General features: G+C 64.9%; 16 protein-coding genes and 1 pseudogene. 13 read left to right on the top strand and 4 right to left on the bottom strand.

Going from position 1 to position 19,825, the window contains the following annotated elements:
* The first annotated feature begins 372 nt into the window (after window positions 1-372).
* The 3 genes from AC07XB_RS12900 (at window position 373) to AC07XB_RS12890 (ending at window position 1,644) form a co-directional block, all read left to right on the top strand.
* Window positions 373-816: a GNAT family N-acetyltransferase gene (locus AC07XB_RS12900; protein ID WP_492374475.1), complete on the top strand. Its 444-nt coding sequence runs from the start codon at window positions 373-375 to the stop codon at window positions 814-816.
* 71 nt (window positions 817-887) lie between these two features.
* Window positions 888-1,226 carry a hypothetical protein gene (locus tag AC07XB_RS12895; RefSeq protein WP_492374474.1) on the top strand — a complete coding sequence of 113 codons (339 nt, stop codon included), beginning with the start codon at window positions 888-890 and terminating at the stop codon, window positions 1,224-1,226.
* Window positions 1,227-1,332: 106 nt separating this feature from the next.
* On the top strand, window positions 1,333-1,644 hold the full coding sequence (locus AC07XB_RS12890) for a PXPV repeat protein (protein ID WP_492374473.1): 312 nt from the start codon (window positions 1,333-1,335) through the stop codon (window positions 1,642-1,644).
* 344 nt (window positions 1,645-1,988) lie between these two features.
* Here the strand turns inward: AC07XB_RS12890 and AC07XB_RS12885 are convergent.
* Window positions 1,989-2,474 (bottom strand): annotated as a pseudogene (locus tag AC07XB_RS12885) (GGDEF domain-containing protein); the annotation flags it as partial.
* Window positions 2,475-3,280: 806 nt separating this feature from the next.
* Here AC07XB_RS12885 and AC07XB_RS12880 point away from each other — a divergent pair.
* Complete coding sequence (locus tag AC07XB_RS12880; RefSeq protein ID WP_492827954.1) at window positions 3,281-3,970, top strand: ArsR/SmtB family transcription factor; 690 nt, start codon at window positions 3,281-3,283, stop codon at window positions 3,968-3,970.
* Window positions 3,971-4,049: 79 nt separating this feature from the next.
* Entirely contained in the window at window positions 4,050-4,559 is a 510-nt protein-coding gene (locus tag AC07XB_RS12875; protein WP_492827956.1) for a DUF6630 family protein, read from the top strand.
* Between the two features lie 33 nt (window positions 4,560-4,592).
* Here the strand turns inward: AC07XB_RS12875 and AC07XB_RS12870 are convergent, their stop codons facing one another.
* The gene (locus AC07XB_RS12870) at window positions 4,593-5,522 is read right to left on the bottom strand and encodes a LysR family transcriptional regulator (protein WP_492827958.1); all 930 of its coding nucleotides are present in this window, start codon (window positions 5,520-5,522) and stop codon (window positions 4,593-4,595) included.
* A 236-nt stretch (window positions 5,523-5,758) separates the two neighbouring features.
* Between AC07XB_RS12870 and AC07XB_RS12865 the strand changes: the two genes are divergently transcribed.
* From AC07XB_RS12865 to AC07XB_RS12855, 3 genes are all read left to right on the top strand, one after another.
* Window positions 5,759-6,484, top strand: coding sequence for a TetR/AcrR family transcriptional regulator (locus AC07XB_RS12865; protein ID WP_492827960.1), 726 nt, complete (start codon window positions 5,759-5,761; stop codon window positions 6,482-6,484).
* Window positions 6,481-7,875 (top strand): carotenoid oxygenase family protein, encoded by a 1,395-nt coding sequence (locus AC07XB_RS12860; RefSeq protein ID WP_492827962.1) that lies wholly within the window; start codon window positions 6,481-6,483, stop codon window positions 7,873-7,875. The genes AC07XB_RS12865 and AC07XB_RS12860 overlap by 4 nt, the downstream gene beginning before the upstream one ends.
* Window positions 7,876-7,956: 81 nt before the next feature.
* A complete protein-coding gene (locus AC07XB_RS12855; protein WP_492374468.1) occupies window positions 7,957-8,538 on the top strand; it encodes a hypothetical protein in 582 nt (193 codons plus the stop codon).
* Between the two features lie 174 nt (window positions 8,539-8,712).
* On the opposite strand, the gene AC07XB_RS12850 is transcribed toward AC07XB_RS12855, so the two are convergent.
* Together AC07XB_RS12850 and AC07XB_RS12845 are read right to left on the bottom strand one after the other, a co-directional pair.
* Entirely contained in the window at window positions 8,713-9,801 is a 1,089-nt protein-coding gene (locus AC07XB_RS12850; RefSeq protein ID WP_492374467.1) for a Zn-dependent alcohol dehydrogenase, read from the bottom strand.
* A 157-nt stretch (window positions 9,802-9,958) separates the two neighbouring features.
* On the bottom strand, window positions 9,959-10,846 hold the full coding sequence (locus AC07XB_RS12845) for a mechanosensitive ion channel family protein (RefSeq protein ID WP_492827964.1): 888 nt from the start codon (window positions 10,844-10,846) through the stop codon (window positions 9,959-9,961).
* Between the two features lie 264 nt (window positions 10,847-11,110).
* On the opposite strand from AC07XB_RS12845, the gene AC07XB_RS12840 reads away from it, so the two are divergent.
* The 5 genes from AC07XB_RS12840 to AC07XB_RS12820 all read left to right on the top strand — a co-directional run bounded on the left by AC07XB_RS12840 (window position 11,111) and on the right by AC07XB_RS12820 (window position 19,822).
* Window positions 11,111-12,646, top strand: a complete 1,536-nt coding sequence (locus tag AC07XB_RS12840; RefSeq protein ID WP_492827966.1) for an amino acid permease — start codon at window positions 11,111-11,113, stop codon at window positions 12,644-12,646.
* A gap of 91 nt (window positions 12,647-12,737) precedes the next feature.
* Window positions 12,738-14,408, top strand: a complete 1,671-nt coding sequence (locus AC07XB_RS12835; RefSeq protein WP_492375619.1) for an amidohydrolase — start codon at window positions 12,738-12,740, stop codon at window positions 14,406-14,408.
* A 701-nt stretch (window positions 14,409-15,109) separates the two neighbouring features.
* A complete protein-coding gene (locus AC07XB_RS12830) occupies window positions 15,110-16,447 on the top strand; it encodes an HlyD family secretion protein (protein WP_492375620.1) in 1,338 nt (445 codons plus the stop codon).
* A 34-nt stretch (window positions 16,448-16,481) separates the two neighbouring features.
* A complete protein-coding gene (locus AC07XB_RS12825) occupies window positions 16,482-17,834 on the top strand; it encodes a hypothetical protein (RefSeq protein ID WP_492827968.1) in 1,353 nt (450 codons plus the stop codon).
* Between the two features lie 2 nt (window positions 17,835-17,836).
* Entirely contained in the window at window positions 17,837-19,822 is a 1,986-nt protein-coding gene (locus AC07XB_RS12820) for a glycosyltransferase family 2 protein (protein WP_492827970.1), read from the top strand.
* Window positions 19,823-19,825: the final 3 nt, after the last annotated feature.

The raw sequence follows: 19,825 nt of genomic DNA, 5'->3' as shown, positions 1-19,825 counted from the left end.
GGTAGCCGCTACGCTCCGGCACCTGTCTGCGCCCCATCGTTGGGCGTCATAGTCCCCCCGTTCCTGCGTTGGTTGCATACCCCGGCGAACGGTGGGGCGAGTTCGGCGAGAACACGATTGTCATCAGCTGGTAGCCGGAGCTTGCGTGGAAACAACCGCACCGCGAGTAGCCTCACAATCGCTTACAAGTCGATTGCATGTTCGATGCTAGGTTTAGCACCATGACTGTCGACGGTGGCGCATGACCATCGCGCTGTTAGCGCCGTTAGCGCTGTTAGGTGACAAAGAAAACAAACATATGCCTTTAGTAATACGCGAGCGTGCCGCAGGCTTCTCCTAGCCTAAGGAAACGCAGATTGGAGTCACTTCATCATGTTGACCGACGTTCACCTACGCTCGGCCTCTCACTCGGACTTGCAGCAAATCGTTGCATTGCTTGAGCGCTGCAGGCTACCTGCCGCAGATGTTGTCGAAATTATCGAGAACTTCCACGTCGCCCTGTGTGATGGCCGCGTCGTTGGCTGCGCAGCGACAGAGCCCCATGGACAGGCCATCCTCTTCCGCTCCGTAGCAGTTGAACCCGCATATCGCGAAAGAGGCATCGCCAGCCGATTGGTTGAGGCGCTCTTGATACGTGCACGCGGCAATGAAGTACGAGACGCCTATCTCCTCTCCACTGCGGCCCCAGCCTATTTCGCGCGTTGGGGATTCTCCCTAATCCCTGCCGAAGAAGCGCCACCGGAAGTCACGGCCTCAAGAGCATTTCGACGTGCTATTCAAACGTCCGCACTCTGCATGCGGTGCGAATTGCGCTAGCGCGGAGACGGCCAGATTGACGGCCCCGTTTGGCGGTATAGAGTGCCGGTAGAAACGTAAGGAGCATTATCATGCAAAAGGCCTTGGCCATCTGCTTACTGGCTGCAGGTGCCGCCCTTACCTCCGGCGTCGCTGAGGCGCGTGTGGATGTGGGCATTGGGATTGGCCTTCCCGGGCCAGCGTACGTGGTTCCACCGCCTCCCGTTTATTACCCGCCGCCTCCCGTCTACTATGAGCCGGCCCCCGTTTATGTCGAACCGCAGCCGATTATTGTTGCACCCGGCTATTACGGCGATTGGCGCGCTCGTGCGTGGCAAGAGCGGCAGTGGCGAGAAAGGCGTTGGCGCGAGCGTGAGTGGCGCATTCACCATCGGGAGTGGCGTCGCTGGCATGATGGGGAGGAGGATTGAGCCACGCCCAAATGCTCGCCTCGAAAGAGCGAGTTAGCAATCGTCATCCAAGGGACGAGGTTGCATCCATAGAATGGCGACCGCGAAAAGCCAGGAGAAATCGGGAATGAAGCGCCGTGCAATCGGTAGGGCCATTGTCGGCACGCTGTTCGTCGTCGTCTCGTCGGCCTTTGCCGCAGCGAATGTCGACATTGGCGTTGACGTTCCTGGTGTTGCACATGCGGAACCCACCCCAGTCTATGTTGCGCCCCGGCCTGTCTATGTTGTTGTTCCAAGCTCGCGATACTCACCCTATAGGGGTGAAAGCGAACAACGGGAGGAATACTGGAGTGAACGGAGGTGGCGCGAACAGGAAGAGCATAGCGACCAAGGCCATCGCAGCCGTGAGGAACGCAGCCAACACGAAAACGAAAGCTGACACTGCTCACCACACCGAAAAAAAGCCCGCGCGGTATTAGCCAGGCAGGCATAAGAGGTAGTCTTTTTATTTCTTGAAGGACGAACTTGTGCCCGAGATGAACTTGTTGCACTTCTTGTGAATCGAGTTGATTTCCGCCTTTGTGCTCTGGTTCAGCACGACGGCCTTCAAATCCGCTTCCGTTCTGCCGCCGCTAATTTCGTGTTGCGGTCTGGTTCTCGCCCTTCTTGGCTAGCGTCGCACTGTCCACTACCGCCTTCGCCCCCTCGGACTGACACGCTCAAACACAACGGGCTCCATTCCCGTCAAATCTTGGTACAGCTTGAGGCTGACCGAAAGCCGCGTTACATTGCGACTACGCGGTTGCGGCCTCCAGCCTTCGCGCGATAGAGACGCTCGTCAGCGGCGCGCAGAATCGCGTCGATTGTGCTACCGTCGCGCCCGAACTGAGAAACACCGATGCTGACAGTGAGCGTGACTCCGACCTTGCGCCCGATCGCGCTTTCGAACACGGCGCATTCTATGGCTGACCTAATGCGCTCGCCAATCGAACAAGCGAACCCCAGGGCAACTTGAGGTAGCAACACCATGAATTCCTCTCCGCCCACACGGGCTACGCCGTCATACGGCTGGATTGCATCGAGGCATTGCTGCACGAACCCCTGCAGGACTTTGTCGCCGACCTGATGTCCATAGTAGTCGTTTATCTGCTTGAAATTATCCAGGTCGAGCGCGAGGAGAGAAAACGGTGCCCCCTCTCGCTTGGCACGCGCAATTTCGGCGTCGACACGCTCGATGAACGTGCGGCGGTTCGCCGCTCCGGTGAGTGGCAATAAGGTAAGCTGGGAGCAGTGCAAAGCCGACAACCAAAAAATGTGAATACGCTTTGGTCACGAGATGGATTGCTGGCGCCGGCTCTTCAATGATTGTGCTTGCGCTCATGTGCTTTCTCCCGGTTACCTCTCTGGAATCACGTACTTTCGCTGGTACCGCTTCCTCCCAGGGGCCCTCGGTGTCTCTTCTACGTCCAGCCTGGTCTCCTTTTGCTCCGCATCCAAGAATTCTGCAATTCGCTACCTTCTATCCGGCTTCGTCTCAACCGGGGGCTCTAGTATGCAGGCTGGCAATGCAGGTGAGGCAGGCACGATGTAGGTGCGAGAAAGAACCCCATCGGCCGGGAGTGAGGGGAGGTCCCCAATCGCAAAGATAGTCCAGCGATTGGCTCTCACGGCTTCCTTGTTTGCAGTTCTGATTGAAACTCCATCGAACTCTATGGCAGAGTGCGCCGCCGGGTCGGCCCTCGTCGTTGCCGTAACATTTCTGCCATCTTTTGAATTTCGAGTGGGTGGCGTGAGACATCAAGGGCGCGCGCGAGCTCGGCGGAGCTAACCCTATATAGCGACCCTAGGCGAGCGGTCGTGGAGTCGTCGTGACCGTCACAAAATGGCACGAATAAAGCACTTTGTCTTCGATGGAACCTGTACAAAAGACATTCCGGAAGTTCTTTGATGTTTCTGCAAGCGCTTTAATGTCGCTGGAAGGGTTTTAATGTCTTGCAAGCACATTGAAGTCCAAGGTCCACCCGTCGCCCACCGACAGTCTATACTGCATTCGTTGCTTCACTGCGGAATGAACTATGGAATACGCTCCCAGCATCAGCCAGATGGCTGGCCTGCTTGCCGACCCGGGACGCGCCGCCATGTTGTGGGCGCTGATGGACGGCAGCGCCCGCCCGGCCGGCGAGCTTGCGGCCATCGCCGGCTTGTCGGCATCGTCCACCAGCGGCCACCTGGCGCGGCTCAGTGAAGGCGGCCTGCTCGCCGTGCAGACGCGCGGGCGCAATCGATACTACCGGCTCGCCACGCCGGAGATCGGCGTCGCCATCGAGGCGCTCGCCAGTGCATCGCTGGCCAGCCAGCCGCCGCGCGTGCGCGCGGTGCCCGCGTCGCGTACCGCGCCGGCAGCCTTGCGCCAGGCGCGCACCTGCTATGACCACCTGGCGGGCGAGCTTGCGGTTTCCCTGTTCGAACGCATGTCGCATGCCAACTGGATCGTGGTGGACGGCACGTCAGTGGACCTCACCGATAGCGGCAGTGCGGGCATGATGCAGCTTGGCGTGGATCTGGATCTGGCGCGCCGCAAGCGGCGGCAGTTTGCCTGCACCTGCCCCGACTGGAGCGAGCGCAAGCCGCACCTTGGCGGCGCGCTTGGCGCGGCGCTGCTCGATAGCATGATGGCCAACAGCTGGATCGAGCCCACGACCACATCGCGCGCGCTGCGTGTGACGCCGCACGGGCAACGCGAGATCGTGCGCATTGCCGGCTGAGCACAGGCTCATCCGTGGACAACACCATTTCCATTTTCAATGCGCCAAGCCGGCGCCGCACCGATGGAGGGCTGATGCAATGAGCGACGAACTGAGTAACGAGGCGCGCGAGGCGCTCTGGCGCCTGATTGAGCTGATCGACTTCGACGACGCAGCCATGGTGGAGAAGCACCAGATGCTGTTCGACGAAGCCCTCGCCAACTCGGACGACGCGGATGCGGTCGAAGGCCAGGAGCTCCTCTGGATCCTGAAGGACGTGATCGACTGGGAAGCGGGCTTCTATGTGGACTGGAAAGACACCACGTCCTTCATCAGCTGCATGGACGAGCTGTGCGCCAGGGTCGATATCGAGCTGGACTGGGGCGTGGAGGATCCGCAGGACGAGGAGTTCCTGGAGAAAGCCAGCGTGCCGGATCTGATGGAACTGGCTCATGAGCAGTTGCGGCTGGCGGGCATCACGCTCTGGAACTGGAACACCGATGGCGATGCCTATGCGGGCTGGATCGCCCGCGGCGAGGATGATGAAGAAATGACCACCCTGGCCGAAACGCTGGGGCTGGAGATCAGGACCGGCGACCAGGCGTATTGAGGCTGCCGAGCTGGCCCGGGTCGCGCCGCGGCCTCAGCCAGTGATCCCCACGCCAACCGCGCCCTGCCGATCCGTGGCACCCAAGGTGCGCTCCAGCACATCGAGAAATGCCCTGACGCTGGCCGGCATCAGCTTGCGCGCGGGCATCAGCACAAACACCTTCAGCGGCGACGACGTATACGCCGGCAGCACCCGCACAAGGCGCCCCTGATCCAGCTCATCCTGCGCGTAGCGTGGCGAGAGCCGGGCCACGCCAAGGCCATCGGTGGCGGCTTTCAGGCGGATCTCCGCGCTCTGCGTGCGCATGCGCGGCTCCACCGCCATGCTGGCCACCTCCACGCCATCGCGCTGGAACTCCCAGCGCCGGTCCTCGGCGTCGCCCAGCATGGGCCAGCCGGCCAGCTCCTGTGGCGTGCGCGGCAAGCCTCGCGCGCGGATCAGCGATGGCGCGGCAAAAAAGGCACGCTCGATGCGCACCACCCGCTTGCTGGCAAAAGAACTGTCGTGCAGGCCGGTAGTCGTCATCACAAAGGCCAGGTCGTATCCTTGCTCGACCAGGTCGGGCTGCTCCCAGCTCACGTCGACCTGCACGCGCAGCTCGGGATGCAGCCGCAGCAACTGCGTGAGGATGGGCGAGATGTGCAGGGAGCCGACCTCGTAGGGTGTGGAAATGCGCAGCGTTCCACTGACTTGCTCACTGACCGACACCGCCTCGGCGCTGATTTCGCGCAGCTCGTTAAAGAGGGGCGCGACCCGGTCGTAGAGTTGCTGGCCCCGCTCGGTCACCCGCACGCGGCGCGTGGTGCGCTCGAACAGGCGCACGCCCAGCTGCACTTCCAGCCGCGACACCGCCGCGCTGGCGGATGACTTCGGCACGTCGGCCAGATCCGCCCCCTTGGTGAAACTGGCGCCCTCCACCACCCGGCAGAAAATCTCCCAGTCCTTCCATTCGATCGTCTTCATTCGCCATCCCCGTGCCACGTGGCGCGCCTCGTGAGTCGTGCGCGTCAATGTTGCGGATTGTCCCATGCGGCGAACAATGACGCGCGGGCGACTAGCGGGCAGAGTTGCCTTCAATTCTTTCCTTGACTATTTACATCGTAAATCTACACTGTAAATTATCGTTGCCGAAGCAGCATCGCAGCAGAAGGCGACATGCTTCAATCAGCACACACACTGATCGCCTCACCCCACCAGACATGGCAAGAAACCTCACCCAGGAAGAGATCGACGCGTTCAAGGCCCGCCTGTGCGCGGTAGCGGAGCGGCGCTTCGCAGAAGGCGGCGTAGCCAGCGTGAGCATGCGCCAGCTCGCCGAGGAACTGGGCTGCAGCCCGATGACGCCCTACCGTTACTTCAAGGACAAGGACGACATCCTGGCCACGGTGCGCACCGCCGCGTTCGACCGTTTCGCCGCCACCCTCGAAGCCGCCGGCGCCAGCGTTGCCGAGCCGCGCGAACGCGCGCGCGCGGTGGGCGAGGCCTATCTCGCCTTTGCCTTTGCCGAGCCCAATGCTTACCGGCTGATGTTCGACATGACCCAGCCGGACGACGACCGCTACCCCGACCTGGAGCGCGCCGGCTCGCGTGCGCGCCGCACCATGAGCGCGCATCTGGAGACCATGGCGCAGCGCGGCCTGATCCATGGCGACCCGCAGGTGCTGAGCTATGTGATCTGGGCCTCGATCCACGGGCTGGTGATGCTGCGCCTGGCCGGCAAGCTGCCCGGCGACCCCGATTTCCGCGTCATCCACGCCGAGATGTTGCGGCTGCTGGCTGCGGGCATGCGCGCGCCCATGCCCGAGGCCAGGTTCGATGCGGATCACGAAGCAGGTCACGAAGCCGATAACGAACCTGTTAACGAACCCGCCCCCCCAGCTACGCCAAAGCCAATCCGGCAGCAGCGCAAAAGGAGCTCCCAATGAGCCAGCCGTTCCCGTCCACGCCCTATCTCAGCGGCAACTTCGCCCCCATCCTGATGGAGTGCGATGCGCCCGACCTGCCGGTGCTTGGCGAGCTGCCGCGCGCGCTGCGCGGCACGCTCTACCGCAACGGGCCAAACCCGCAGTACGCCCCGCGCGATGCGCATTACCACTGGTTCATCGGCGACGGCATGGTGCACGCCTTCCACATTGAAGACGGCCGCGTGCGCTACCGCAACCGCTGGGTACGCACCAACAAGTTCCAGCGCGAGCAGGCCGCGGGGCAGGCGCTGTTCGGCAGCTGGGGCAACCCGGCCACCACCGATCCGTCAGTGCTCGGGCAGAACGACGGCGTGGCCAACACTAATATCCTCAGCCACGCCGGCCGCCTGCTGGCGCTGGAAGAAGCCGACCTGCCGGTGGAGCTGGACGCCCAGACCCTGGCCACGCGCGGCGATGTCGACTACGGCGGCAAGCTCACCGGCGCGATGACTGCGCACCCCAAGGTGGACCCGGTGACCGGCGAGATGGTGTTCTTCGCGTACTCGGCCGATGGCCCCTTCACCCCCGGCATGCGCTACGGCGTAGTGGATCGCAACGGGCAGCTGCAGCGCCTCGAACACTTCGAAGCGCCGTTTCCCAGCATGGTCCACGATTTCATGGTCACGCAGAAGCATGTGCTGTTTCCCATCCTGCCGCTGGCCGGCAGCATGGAGCGCGCCATGCGCGGCGAGCCGGCCTACGCGTGGGAGCCGCAAAAGGGCTCGCACATCGGCATCATGCCGCGCAATGGCGGCACCGTGCAGATGCGCTGGTTCCGCGGCGAGGCCTGCTACGTGTTTCACGTGATGAATGCCTGGGACGCCGGCAACAAGGTCATCGCTGACGTGATGCAGTATGAATCCTCCCCCATCTTCAATCCCGACGGCAGCGGCAGCGGCGCTCGGCTGTGCCGCTGGACCTTCGACATGGCCGGCAAGTCAGACACGTTCACGCGCGAATACCTGGATGACACGGCGGGCGAGTTCCCGCGCTTCGACGAGCGCTTCTCCACGCTGCCTTATCACCATGGCTACTACGCGTTCCGCCAGTACGAGAGCAGCGAGCGTGGCAGCTACGACAGCCTGGCCCACCTGGACCTGCGCAGCGGCAAGCGCGCCACCTGCCAGTTGCCCGAGGGCGATGCCTTCTCCGAGCCGGTGTTTGTGCCGCGCGCAGCCGACAGCGCCGAAGGCGATGGCTGGCTGCTGGCCACCGTCTACCGGGGCGCGCAAGCGCGCAGCGACCTGGTCGTGCTGGATGCCGGCGCGGTTGCCGATGGGCCGGTTGCCACGGTACAGCTTTCGCACCGGGTGCCGTTCGGCTTTCATGGCAACTGGTGCGGCGCGGACTGATCCCGCAACAAGACACGCATCGACATCCACTGCCTGGCGGCCGGGCTTGGTCCGGGCCGCAACCAACCCAAGGAGAGCAGCATGGGAATACTGATTGGCTTTGCCCCGTTCGTCGCCTTTTTTATCGCCATGCGGTGCATCTCGCCGCTGGCCGGCCTGGCCGCGGCCTTCGTGGTCTCGCTGTTGCTGTGCCTGCGCATGTGGCGGCGCGGCGAATCGCTCAAGGTGCTGGAGCTGGGCAGCCTGGCCCTGTTCGCGCTGCTGTTGCTCTATACGGTCAGCGCCGCGCCGCAATGGACGGTGGCCACGGTGCGGCTCGCGGTGGATGCAGGCCTGCTGGCGATCGTGCTGGTCTCGCTGGCGATCGGACGCCCGTTCACGCTGCAATATGCCCGCGAACAGGTGCCCAAGGAATACTGGGAATCGCCGCGCTTCCTGGCGGTGAACCGACATATCACGCTGGCGTGGGCCGCCGCGCTGGCGGTGATGGTAGCCGCCGACGCGGCGGCGGAATATGTCAGCACCATCCCGTTGTGGGTCGACGTGGCGGCGACGGTGGCTGCGTTCGCCGGCGCCGTCATCTTCACGGTGCGCTACCCGGAAGCTGTGCGGCGGGCGGCCGAGGCAGCGGCGTCGGCCACGCCGGGCCGGCCGCTGGCATAGCCGGATAGCCACCCGGCCCCACAGGCTTCTGGTGCGTTTGTCCCCGATCTGTGGCGAATTTCCCGCACGGAGAGCGGGAGGAGCTTTTGCCATGAAGCCAAGCACCAGTGCCGGCCTGTTGCGAGCGCGCGCTGGCGTGGCGGGGAAAACGGCGGCCCAGGCCGCCGCAGGGCTTCAGTGCTCGAACAGGATCACGGAGCGCGCCAGTTCACCGCGGCGCAGTTCGTCAAAGGCCTCGTTGATGTTCTCCAGCGGCATGCGGCGCGAGATCAGCTCGTCCAGCTTGAGCTTGCCCGACAGGTAGAAATCGACCAGCCGCGGCATGTCCACCGGGAAGCGGTTGGAGCCCATCATCGAGCCCTGGATGCGCTTCTCGGCCAGGAAGTCCGTGCCCTTGATCTCGATCTTCACGCCTGGCGCGATCATGCCGATCACCGTAGCGGTGCCGCCGCGACGCAGCATGGAGAAGGCTTGCTCGGCGGTCTGCTTCAGGCCGATGGCTTCGAACGCATGGTGCACGCCGCCACGGGTCAGCTCCCGCACGGCTTCCACCGCATCCACGTCAGCCGCGTTGATCACATCGGTCGCGCCGAATTGCCTGGCAAGCTCCAGCTTGCCAGGCACCCGGTCGATCGCGATGATGCGGCCCGCGCCGGCGATGGCCGCGCTGTTGATGGTGGCCAGCCCGATGCCGCCGCAGCCGATCACCGCCACGGTCTCGCCCGGGCTCACGCGCGCGGTGTGGATGACCGCGCCCATGCCGGTGGTCACCGCGCAGCCGATCAGCGCGGCGCGGTCCAGCGGCATATCGCGGCGGATGGCCACCAGCGCGTGCTCGTGGATCAGCATCTGCTCGGCAAAGGCCGACAGGTTCAGGAACTGGTTCATCGGCCCGCCCTTGCCCGCCAGCAGGCGCGGCTCCTCGCCCTCGCGGCGCTTGGTGTCCGGCTCCACGCACAGCGACAGGTGGCCGGTCAGGCAGTGCTCGCAATGGCCGCAATAGGCCGACAGGCAAGTGATCACGTGATCGCCGGGCTTGACCGTGCGCACTTCGGAACCCACCTGCTCGACCACGCCGGCCGCCTCGTGCCCAAGCACCACCGGCATCGGGAAGGGATAGGCGCCATCTAGAAAATGCAGGTCCGAGTGGCAAACGCCCACCGCCGCCGTGCGCAGCAGCACCTCGTGCGGGCCCGGCTTGCCAATGGCGACGTCTTCGATCACCAGCGGGGTCTTGGGTTGATGCAGGACAGCGGCTTTCATGGGTCTCCTCGTTGTTCGATCTTGTTCGGCACAATTCGCTAAGATTCCCGTCCCCGGCAACGGCGGCGGCACGGCTACCATACAACCGAAACGCCGTTCAGTGAAGCCATAAAACAGCGCCCGCCCCCGGCCTGCCGCCCGGCCACGCGCCCGAGGATCAGGAATGCGACGCCGCCTTGTCCTGTTGCGCGGGCGCCGGCTCCGCAGCAGCAGCAGCAGCAGCGGCCGGTTCCGCATTGCGCCGCTGGTGGTACTTGCGCAGGATCTGCTGCGCGATCGACAGGCGCGAGCCCACCGGCACCGGGAACCGCACCAGCGCATCGAGCCGGTCCGCCGCCATGGCTTCGAACATCACGCGCGGCTCGAACTGCGAGAGATCGAGAAAGCGCGAGCCGCCGTATTCCTCCAGGCTGTGCCGGGCCTCGGCCAGGAAGCCGGCGCACACCTCTTCCGTGATCGCGATCAGGTCGGCCTCGACGCGGTCCGGGTCGCTCTTCTCCGGCAACGGAATGCGCAGCGTGTCCAGGGTGTACTTGCCCGCCTGGGAGTGGTTGCGCACGGCGACTGTCAGCAACATGCTGTTGGGAATCTGCACCGTGGAACCAGTGAACTGGCGCGCCCCGGCAATTTCCACCAGCGTGGTGGTGAGCGCGTCCATGTCCACCACCTCGCCGGAATGCGGGCCAATCTCGACGATATCGCCAAGCTGGAAGGGGCGCGCCATCATGCGCAGGAAGGCGCCAAGGAAACACATCACCAGTTCCTTGCCGCCGATCACCAGGGCCACCGCGAAGGCGGTCAGCGAGATCGCCACGCTCTTGAGCTCGGACACCCAGATGCCCAGCAGCAGCAGGAACACCACCGCGGCAACCGCATTGCGCGAGGCCACGGTCCAGGTGCGATAGCTGCCGCGGTTGTCCTTGTCCCCCTGCTGGCGGGCCTGGAAAAAGCGGTTGATGAACTTCACTGCCAGCATGCCGGCCAGCACGATGCCGACGCTAAGCGCGATGTGTAGAAGATAGCTGTCGTTGAAGGGCAGGTTCATGAGGATCGGTCCGGATACCGCGAGGATGCAAACCCCAGATTCTAGCCATGCCGCACCGCAACCAGGGCAAAACCCGCCGCAGCCCCGCCCCGCGCCTTTCCCCAGGCGGCTTTTTCTCTTATGATGCCGCCCAATGTACCAGCCGGTAAATGTACTGCCGTGCATCCTGCCTTGTGCTGGCCGGGCCCGGTCGGATGCCGGCAGCGCCAGTCAATGCGGGCCACGCCGGCACATCCTGCTTCCGCGCTCCAATTCCTCTTATCCATGACCAGCCAGCAACCCGCATCCCACCCTCCGCCACCCGCCCTGCGCCGCACCTTGCGCGCGCGCCATCTCACCATGATCGCCATCGGTGGCTCGATCGGCACCGGGCTGTTCGTGGCCTCCGGCGCCACCATCGCGCAGGCCGGCCCGGGCGGCGCGCTGGCGGCCTACATCCTGATCGGCGCCATGGTGTACTTCCTGATGACCAGCCTGGGCGAGCTGGCGGCGTACATGCCGGTGTCGGGATCGTTCGCCACCTACGGCGCGCTCTACGTGGAGGAAGGCTTCGGCTTCGCGCTGGGCTGGAACTACTGGTACAACTGGGCGGTGACCATCGCCGTGGAACTGGCTGCGGCGCAGCTGGTGATGCAGTACTGGTTTCCGGATACGCCCGGGCTGCTGTGGAGCGCCTTGTTCCTCACGCTGATGTTCCTGCTCAATGCCATCTCCGTGCGCGGCTTTGGCGAGGCCGAATACTGGTTCGCGCTGGTCAAGGTGGTGACGGTGATCGCGTTTATCGTCATCGGCGTGCTGATGATCTTCGGCATCCTGCGCGGCGATACGGGCGGCGTGCCGGCCGGGCTGGTGAACCTGACGGCAGGCGACGCGCCCTTCGTCGGCGGCCTGCCGGCGATGATCGGCGTGGCCATGATCGCGGGCTTTTCCTTCCAGGGCACCGAGCTGATCGGCGTGGCCGCCGGTGAATCGGCCGATCCCGCCAAGAACATCCCGCGCGCCGTGCGCCAGGTGTTCTGGCGCATCCTGCTGTTCTACGTGCTGGCGATCCTGATCATCGGCATCCTGATTCCCTACACCGATTCCAGCCTGCTCAAGAGCGATGTGGAAACGGTGGGCGTGAGCCCGTTCACGCTGGTGTTCCGCCATGCGGGACTGGCATTTGCCGCAGGAGTGATGAACGCGGTGATCCTGACCGCCGTGCTGTCGGCCGGCAACTCCGGCATGTACGCCTCCACCCGCATGCTCTACAACCTGGCGACCGAAGGCCGCGCCCCGCGCATCTTCGCACGCCTCACGCGCAACGGCGTGCCGCTGGCGGCACTGCTGGCCACCACCGCGGTGGGCGCGCTGTGCTTCCTGACCTCCATGTTCGAGAGCAAGTCCGTCTACCTGTGGCTGCTGAACCTGTCGGGCATGACCGGCTTCATCGCCTGGCTCGGCATCGCCATCAGCCATTACCGCTTCCGCCGCGGCTTTGTCGCGCAAGGGCTGGACCTTTCCCGCCTGCCGTATCGCTCGCCTTTCTTCCCGTACGGCCCGATCTTTGCCTTTGCGCTGTGCCTGATCGTCACGCTGGGCCAGAACTACCAGGCCTTCATGGACGGCAAGATCGACTGGGTGGCAGTGACCGCCACCTATATCGGCATCCCGATCTTCCTCGCCATCTGGCTAGGCTACCGCCTCGTACGCAAGACGCGCTTCGTGCGCTACGCGGACATGCAATTTCCGCCGCTGCCGCCGGCCCGCGGCACGCAGGCAACCGGTTCCGTCTTTCCCGCCACGGCGACCGGCGAATAAAGAGCAGTAAGCAGTAAGCATCCTGAGAACACATAAGAAAACCAAAGCGCTGTATTACAGCCGCAGTACGACAACAACAAGGAGAGTTGACTTGAAACACGCGATCCACAAGAGCCTGCTGGCAGTGGCCGTCGGCTTCACGATGTCGGCCCACGCCGCGCCTACGCTGATCGAATCCGTGCAGGGCTACACCTTGAAGAACGACCAGGTCGCCAGCTTTTCCGGCCTGGTGTTCGACCAGGGCAAGGTGCTGGCCACCGGCGACGCCACCGCGCTGCGCGCGCAATACCCCGATGCCAGGCGCATCGACGGCCAGGGCAAGACCCTGCTTCCGGGCCTGATCGACGCCCACGGCCACGTGTTCCGCCTGGGCTTCAAGACCACCGAGATCTCGCTGTCGGGCACCAAGGACCTGGCCGAAGCGCAGGGCATGATCCGCGCCTACGGCGACAAGAACCCGCAGCGCAAATGGCTGCTGGGCTACGGCTGGAACCAGGTCAACTGGAAGCTGGGCCGCTTCCCCACCGCCGCCGAGCTGGACGCCGCCGTATCGGACCGCCCGGTGCGCCTGGTGCGCGTGGACGGCCACGCCGCCTGGCTGAACACCAAGGCCATGCAAGCCGCCGGCATCACGCGCGACACCAAGGACCCGGCGGGCGGGCGCATCGAGCGCGACGCCAACGGCAACCCCACCGGCGTGCTGGTCGACAAGGCCATGGCGCTGGTCAACAACGTGATCCCGCCGTACTCGGACGACGACCGCCGCGCCGCGCTGGCCGCCGCGCTGGCGCACATGAACGCGCTCGGCCTGACCGCCGCGGGCGACGCCGGCGTGACCGCGCAGGAAGACCGCATCTACCGCGAGTTCGCCGACCAGGGCAAGCTGACCACGCGCATCTACGGCATGATCCGCGACACCGGCGACGACTTCAAGGCGCTCTGCGCCAAGGGCCCGCTCTCCGGCTACGGCAACGACCGCTACTACCTGCGCGCGGTCAAGCTGTACGGCGACGGCGCACTCGGCAGCCGTGGCGCGGCGCTGATGGCGCCGTACTCGGATGACCACGTGCACAGCGGCCTGCTGTTCATGAGCGACGCGGCCATGCAGGCGAGCGTCAAGATGGCGATCAAGGCCGGCTACCAGGTCAACGTGCACGCCATCGGCGACGCCACCAACCACCAGGTGCTGGACGCGATTGAGGTCGCCTACAAGGAAGTCGGCGGCCGCGAACTGCGCAACCGCATCGAGCACGCCCAGGTGGTTGCGCTGCCGGACATCCCGCGCTTCAAGCAGCTCGACCTGATCGCTTCGATGCAACCCACCCATGCCACCAGCGACATGAACATGGCTGAGGACCGCATCGGCAAGGAACGCATCAAGGGCGCCTACGCCTGGCAGACCATGCTCAAGCAAGGCACCGTGATTGCCGGCGGCTCGGACTTCCCGGTGGAATCCGCCAACCCCTTCTACGGCCTGCATGCGGCGGTCACGCGTACCGACCACGAAGGCCGCCCGATCAAGGGCTGGCATCCGGAGGAAGCCATGACCCTGACCCAGGCCTTCCGCGCCTTCACGCTGGACGCTGCTTACGCGGAGCACCAGGAGAAGACGCTGGGCTCGCTGGAGCCGGGCAAGTGGGCCGACTTCATCCTGATCGACCAGGACCTGTTCAAGGTGGCGCCGGCCGAGATCTGGAAGACCCGTGTGACGCAGACGTGGGTGGCAGGTGAGCGCGTGTACGCGGACGCAAGCGCACGTTGATGTTGATGTGCTGAATTGCCGAGTGCCATGGCGTGTATTCGTCGCCGTGGCATGATCGAGAGGCCGGCCCTGCGCCGGCCTTTTTTCATGCGCGCTGCTTCTTCACAGTGCGTGTTGCAAACAGAAGACAGAAAACACCCATTGCCCGCCCCGCCGGGCGGCAAGCGATCAAGTGGCGAGCATGGCGCACAGGCCATCGCGCGATGAGAAGAAACAATGTCTGCAGAGGCCGCGGGGAATGCCTCACCCTCCGAAAATGTGCCCATGCGCATGTGAAAGCCAGGTCTCTGCCCGCGTGGGAAATGGGGGTATCGGATGCCGTTGATTTCAACGGTGTGACATCCTGCTCTTACACATTCTTACAGCACTAGCGCCGCTTCTTGGCTAGCCTTCATTTACTCGCCACCGTGCAGCGAACCCGAGTCCTGCACATCCGCGAGTATCGTCGATGGCCCTCGGGCCATACGCATTCGCCCCGCTCCTGTGCTCAGCCGGAGCGCGGGCAGATCAACGGACCCGGCATGTCCTGGTCCACACACAGATGCGCAAGCGGTCCGGCTGGGCCGTGAAACAACGCATCGCGGAAGAAAAATTGGGGGACTTGCTTTACAGGGAACGTGCGTCTTGCCGACACGCCCGGTGCCAACGGCTTGCCGCTCGTTTTGCGAACCCGATCGCGCAAACTTGCCAGTGAGGATGCCATGAGCGACAAAATCGAACAAAGCCGTCCCCCGGCCACGCACCTGCCGGACTTGCGCACAGACCATCTGGCGCCTGCGAGAGGCAGCCGCGAGCTGAGCAAACGCCCCCTCTGGCATGTGGTGCCTCGCCTGACCAGTTACGGCGTAGCCGCCTTTATTGTCTGGGTGATCTTGGCCGTGATGTTCCCCCCCGTGTTTACGCGCTCGTCGGAACGCGCCGTGGTCGATGGACCGGTCAACCTGGTCACCACGCCGGTCGAAGGCGTGGTGGCAGGCCAGCGGATTTCGGTGGGCGCCTCATTTGCACCGGGAGACACGCTGATGAGCGTGCAGAACCAGAATATCGACCGCGCCTTGCTGGTGGAACTGACGGGCAAGAAGCTGGACAACCAGCAGCGCTACGATGCGGCCAAAGCCAAGCTCGAAGGCGATCAGGCCCGCCTTGATGCAACCGACCAGGAGACCAAGAAATACCAGGCAGCCGCACAAGCCGAGCACGCCGCCAAGATCCGCGGCATCCAGGCCCGCATGGCAATGGCCAAGGAACAGGTGGACCAGCAGGAAGACGTGGTGAACCGCAACCAGGCCATGCAATGGGCGGGCGCGGTCAGCGAGGCCTACACAAACGCCTCCCGATACCAGTTGTCGATCCTGTCGAACTCCAAGGAAGCGATCCGCGCCGAGCTCGACAACGCGCTTAGCAACAGCCAGGCAGCCAAGGGCAAGGTGTACCTCTCCAGCACCGATGGCGCGGTCTCCACGCTGGCGCAGCGGCACGACGAACTGAGCGCGGAGATCACCCAGCTCAAAGCGGAGCTGACCCAGCTTGAGCAGTATGGCAAGTCGGTTGACTCCCTGATCGCGCAGGAAGAGCAGCGCGTCCAACGCATGTCCAACCTGGATATCAAAGCCTACGATTCCGGCATGGTCCAGGACGTGCTGGCACCACCCGGCACGCGCGTCGCGGCCGGCGCGACTTTGCTGCGCAGTACCAATTGCGCGCAACCCCGGGTGGTGGCCGTGTTCCCCCGCAGCCTCAGCAACGACCTGTTGCCCGGCACCAAGGTGACGGTGCGCGTGGATGGCGTGGCCGCGCCGTTGGCCGGCAAGGTTGCTGAAATCCTGCCGCGCGCTCCAGATGGCGAGCAGGCGCGCTACTTCGTGCCGTTCCCGCCCATCGAGAAAAACGAGATCTACCTGATCGCCAAACTGGACAAGCGCTTGCCGGCGTTGCCCCAGCAGAGCGCCGGCGCGGCGGCGGATCGCTGTGCGCTGGGCCGCTGGGCCAAGGTCAGCCTCGACCAGCCCTGGTGGGGCCATATGCGCGCGCTGATCTGACGGCAGCGAATCCGACGCAAGGCAGGAGATCGCCATGAACCGGGCCTTACCCACCTTATCCACTTTACTCACCTTACGCCGCCGAATGCTGCCGCCGCTGCTAGCCGGCATGACCGGCCTGGCCACGATCCTGGCGCCGCCCGCTGCCGCCCAGGCGCCCCCAGCGCAAGCGCGCGAGCAGTTGCTGGCAGGCGCCTGCCAGGCCATTGCCGCGCGGGTCGCGGCGGTGCCAGGCCAGGGCCCGGTGATGCTCGGCAGCTACGAGCCTGCACCGGGGCAGGGTCCGCTCGCACCCGCCTTGCAGCAAGCGGCGTTCGTCTATGACAACGCGCTCGCCGGCATCGCGCTGGTGGCCTGCCGCCGCGTTGGAGATGCGCGCCGCATAGCGGACGCCATGGTTGCTGCCAGCGCGCGCGATCGTCACTACCACGATAACCGGCTGCGCAATGCCTACCGCGCCGGCGCCCTGCCGGCGGGCCCCGCGCCCCTGCCCGGCTGGTGGGACGCGCCGAGCCAGCGCTGGTTCGAGGACGCGTACCAGGCCGGCACAGCCACGGGCAATGTGGCGTGGGCCGCGCTGATGCTGCTGGCCGTCTACGACAGCACCCACGAACGCCGCTATCTCGACAGTGCCGCGGCGCTGATGGGCTGGGTCGACGCCACGCTCTTCGATGCCGGTCCCCCGGGCGGCTTCATCGGCGGCTACTTCGGCGAGGAACCCAGCCCCACCCGCCAGTCCTGGAAATCCACCGAGCACAACGTCGATGCCTATGCCGCGTTCAGCTGGCTGGCCCGCCTCAGCAACGATCCGCGCTGGCCGGTGGCGGCGCGGCGCGCGCGCGGCTTCGTCGAGGCGATGTGGCAGCCGCGCGAAGGCCGCTTCGTGATCGGCACGCGCGACGATGGCCGCTCGCTCAATAGCGGCCCCTCCGCTCTCGATGCGGTGTTATGGCCGCTGATCGCCGTGCCAGACGCGCCCGCGGACTGGCGCAGGGGCCTGGACTGGACCCGCGAGCGTCATGGCGTCAAGGGCGGCTACGGCTTCAACGGCAACCCCGACGGCGTCTGGACCGAAGGCACGGGGCAGGCCGCGCTGGTGCTGCGCGCCAGCAGCCGCGTGCAGGATGCCTCATCGCTCTGGCCACTGCTGCTGTCACAGCGCGCGCCCTCCGGCCTGCTTTACGCCACGCCGGAACAACGCATCCGCACCGGCCTCTCGATCGGGCCGACCTCCACCACGGAGGACTTCTACTACTACCACCTGCCCCACCTCGGCGCGACCGCATGGGCGGTGCTGGCCGCCGCAGGCTGGAACCCCTTCCGTCCTTCCGGATGTGTCGATGCCGCTTGCACCAGCGCCATTTCCGCCTCTCCGTCCAAGGAGTAACGATGTTTGCATTCTTCCTCGATGGCAGGGCGCTGCTCCTCATCAACGCCGCCACACTGCTGCTCGCCTGGCTTTGCATGCGGGCAGACCGCGCCCGGGACTCTGACCGTTGCGTGTTCGGTGCCATCACCGCGACCCTGCTGCTCGTCTACCTCGCCTGGCGCTGGACCCAGACGCTGCCCGAATGGCAAATGACCTTCCCGAGCCTGTGGGCACATGCCTTCTTCGGGTTCGAGATCATGACGATCGCGTACACCGTGATCTCCATCGTCACGCTGACGCGCGGCAGCAACCACGCGCCAGCGGCCGATGCAGGCGAGGCAGCGCTGCGGCGCAGCCGCTCGGTGCCCCGCGTCGATATCTTCATCGCAACCTACAACGAAGGACTGGAAATTCTGGAGAAGACCATTGTTGCCGCGCTGGCGATCGACTATCCGGATTTTCGCCTGTGGGTACTCGACGACACCCGGCGCGACTGGCTGAAGGCGTTCTGCGCGCAGGTCGGCGCCAACTACGTCACGCGTCCCGACAACACGCATGCCAAGGCGGGCAACCTCAACAATGGCCTGCAGCATAGCGCCCGTGCGGAGCATGGCGGCGGCGCACCCTACATCATGGTGCTCGACGCCGACTTCGCCCCGAACAAGAACATCCTCATGCGTACCATCGGCCTGTTCGCCGACCCCAAGGTCGGCGTAGTGCAGACGCCGCAGTTCTACTACAACGCGGACCCGATCCAGTACAACCTGCGCTCGACCGAATGCTGGGTCGACGAGCAGCGGGCCTTCTTCGATGTGATGCAGCCCGCCAAGGACGCCTGGGGCACCGCCTTTTGCATCGGTACGTCGTTCGTGGTCCGGCGCGAGGCACTAGGCTTGATCGGCGGCTTCCCGACCGGCACGGTCACGGAGGATATCCACCTGACGTATCGCCTGATGCCCCACGGCTATGTCACGCGCTGGCTCAACGAACGCTTGAGCGTGGGCCTGTCCGCCGAAGGCCTGCCCGAGTACATCAGCCAGCGCAGCCGGTGGGGACTGGGCACGATCCAGGTGGCGCTCACGGCCGACGGGCCGCTGCGCGGACGCGGCTACACGCTGGGCCAGCGCGTGCATTACGTGCACGGCCTGCTGCACTGGCTGAGCCGCCCTTTCACGCTCATGCTGCTGGCCGGGCCACTGTTGTATTGGTACTTCGACGTGCCGACGCTGTACGGCGAACCGATGCAGTTCCTTGCCTATGGCGTGCCGGCGCTGCTGCTTTACTGGGCCTACAGCATCTGGGTAACCGGCTCGCGCGCACTGCCCATCTTTACTGAAGTCACGCAGATCGTATCCGCGCTGGCGGTCAGCGCGACGCTGGTCAGCGCGTTCTTCAAGCCGTTCGGGCGTCCTTTCAAGGTCACCAACAAGGGGCTGGATCGCAGCAAGCTGGTGATCCACGGGAAGTTCGCCACGCTCTACGGCTGCCTGATCTTGCTCTCGGGCATGGGCCTGGCGCGCGCGGTGGCCGCCGACGCGGCAGCCTCGGGACTCGTCTTCAACATCGCGTGGACCGCCGTGTCGATGGTGCTCTACCTTACCTCGCTGCTGGTCTGCGTGGAACTGCCACGGCCGCGCAAGGAGGAACGCTTCCCCTACCGGGAGCGAGCCCTGCTGCGGATCAACGGCAAGGCAGCTTGCGGCGGGCACGAGTACACCGCCACTACCGTGAACCTGTCCTGCAATGGCGTCGCCATTACCAGCGCGATGGCGGCGGCGATTCCGGTCGGCGCCGAGGGCGCGGTCTGGATGGAGGCGACCGGCTGGGTGCCATGCCGGATCGCGCGCCGCCAGGGCAAGCTGCTTGGGCTCGCCCTGCATCTGGACATGGCGACGCGCCACCGTTTGATACGGTTGCTCTTCAGCGAGCCCACCCACAACGTCGCCAGCCAGGGCAATCCCCGGCTGGCCATTTCGCGGCTCGTGTGGCGCGCCTTTTCCGGATGAATC

Source organism: Cupriavidus sp. GW821-FHT02F09 (assembly GCF_059421605.1).
The sequence above is the reverse complement of the archived record's forward strand: the minus strand, read 5'-3'. Positions and strand labels throughout refer to the sequence as shown.

What these genes read in the sequence shown, in the direction of transcription:
- AC07XB_RS12880 (WP_492827954.1), top strand. Translation starts at nt 3,281, where the DNA reads ATGGAATACGCTCCCAGCATCAGCCAGATGGCTGGCCTGCTTGCCGAC.
- AC07XB_RS12860 (WP_492827962.1), top strand. Translation starts at nt 6,481, where the DNA reads ATGAGCCAGCCGTTCCCGTCCACGCCCTATCTCAGCGGCAACTTCGCC.
- AC07XB_RS12825 (WP_492827968.1), top strand. Translation starts at nt 16,482, where the DNA reads ATGAACCGGGCCTTACCCACCTTATCCACTTTACTCACCTTACGCCGC.
- AC07XB_RS12840 (WP_492827966.1), top strand. Translation starts at nt 11,111, where the DNA reads ATGACCAGCCAGCAACCCGCATCCCACCCTCCGCCACCCGCCCTGCGC.
- AC07XB_RS12850 (WP_492374467.1), bottom strand. Translation starts at nt 9,801, where the DNA reads ATGAAAGCCGCTGTCCTGCATCAACCCAAGACCCCGCTGGTGATCGAA.
- AC07XB_RS12830 (WP_492375620.1), top strand. Translation starts at nt 15,110, where the DNA reads ATGAGCGACAAAATCGAACAAAGCCGTCCCCCGGCCACGCACCTGCCG.
- AC07XB_RS12820 (WP_492827970.1), top strand. Translation starts at nt 17,837, where the DNA reads ATGTTTGCATTCTTCCTCGATGGCAGGGCGCTGCTCCTCATCAACGCC.
- AC07XB_RS12855 (WP_492374468.1), top strand. Translation starts at nt 7,957, where the DNA reads ATGGGAATACTGATTGGCTTTGCCCCGTTCGTCGCCTTTTTTATCGCC.
- AC07XB_RS12845 (WP_492827964.1), bottom strand. Translation starts at nt 10,846, where the DNA reads ATGAACCTGCCCTTCAACGACAGCTATCTTCTACACATCGCGCTTAGC.
- AC07XB_RS12870 (WP_492827958.1), bottom strand. Translation starts at nt 5,522, where the DNA reads ATGAAGACGATCGAATGGAAGGACTGGGAGATTTTCTGCCGGGTGGTG.
- AC07XB_RS12895 (WP_492374474.1), top strand. Translation starts at nt 888, where the DNA reads ATGCAAAAGGCCTTGGCCATCTGCTTACTGGCTGCAGGTGCCGCCCTT.
- AC07XB_RS12900 (WP_492374475.1), top strand. Translation starts at nt 373, where the DNA reads ATGTTGACCGACGTTCACCTACGCTCGGCCTCTCACTCGGACTTGCAG.
- AC07XB_RS12875 (WP_492827956.1), top strand. Translation starts at nt 4,050, where the DNA reads ATGAGCGACGAACTGAGTAACGAGGCGCGCGAGGCGCTCTGGCGCCTG.
- AC07XB_RS12890 (WP_492374473.1), top strand. Translation starts at nt 1,333, where the DNA reads ATGAAGCGCCGTGCAATCGGTAGGGCCATTGTCGGCACGCTGTTCGTC.
- AC07XB_RS12865 (WP_492827960.1), top strand. Translation starts at nt 5,759, where the DNA reads ATGGCAAGAAACCTCACCCAGGAAGAGATCGACGCGTTCAAGGCCCGC.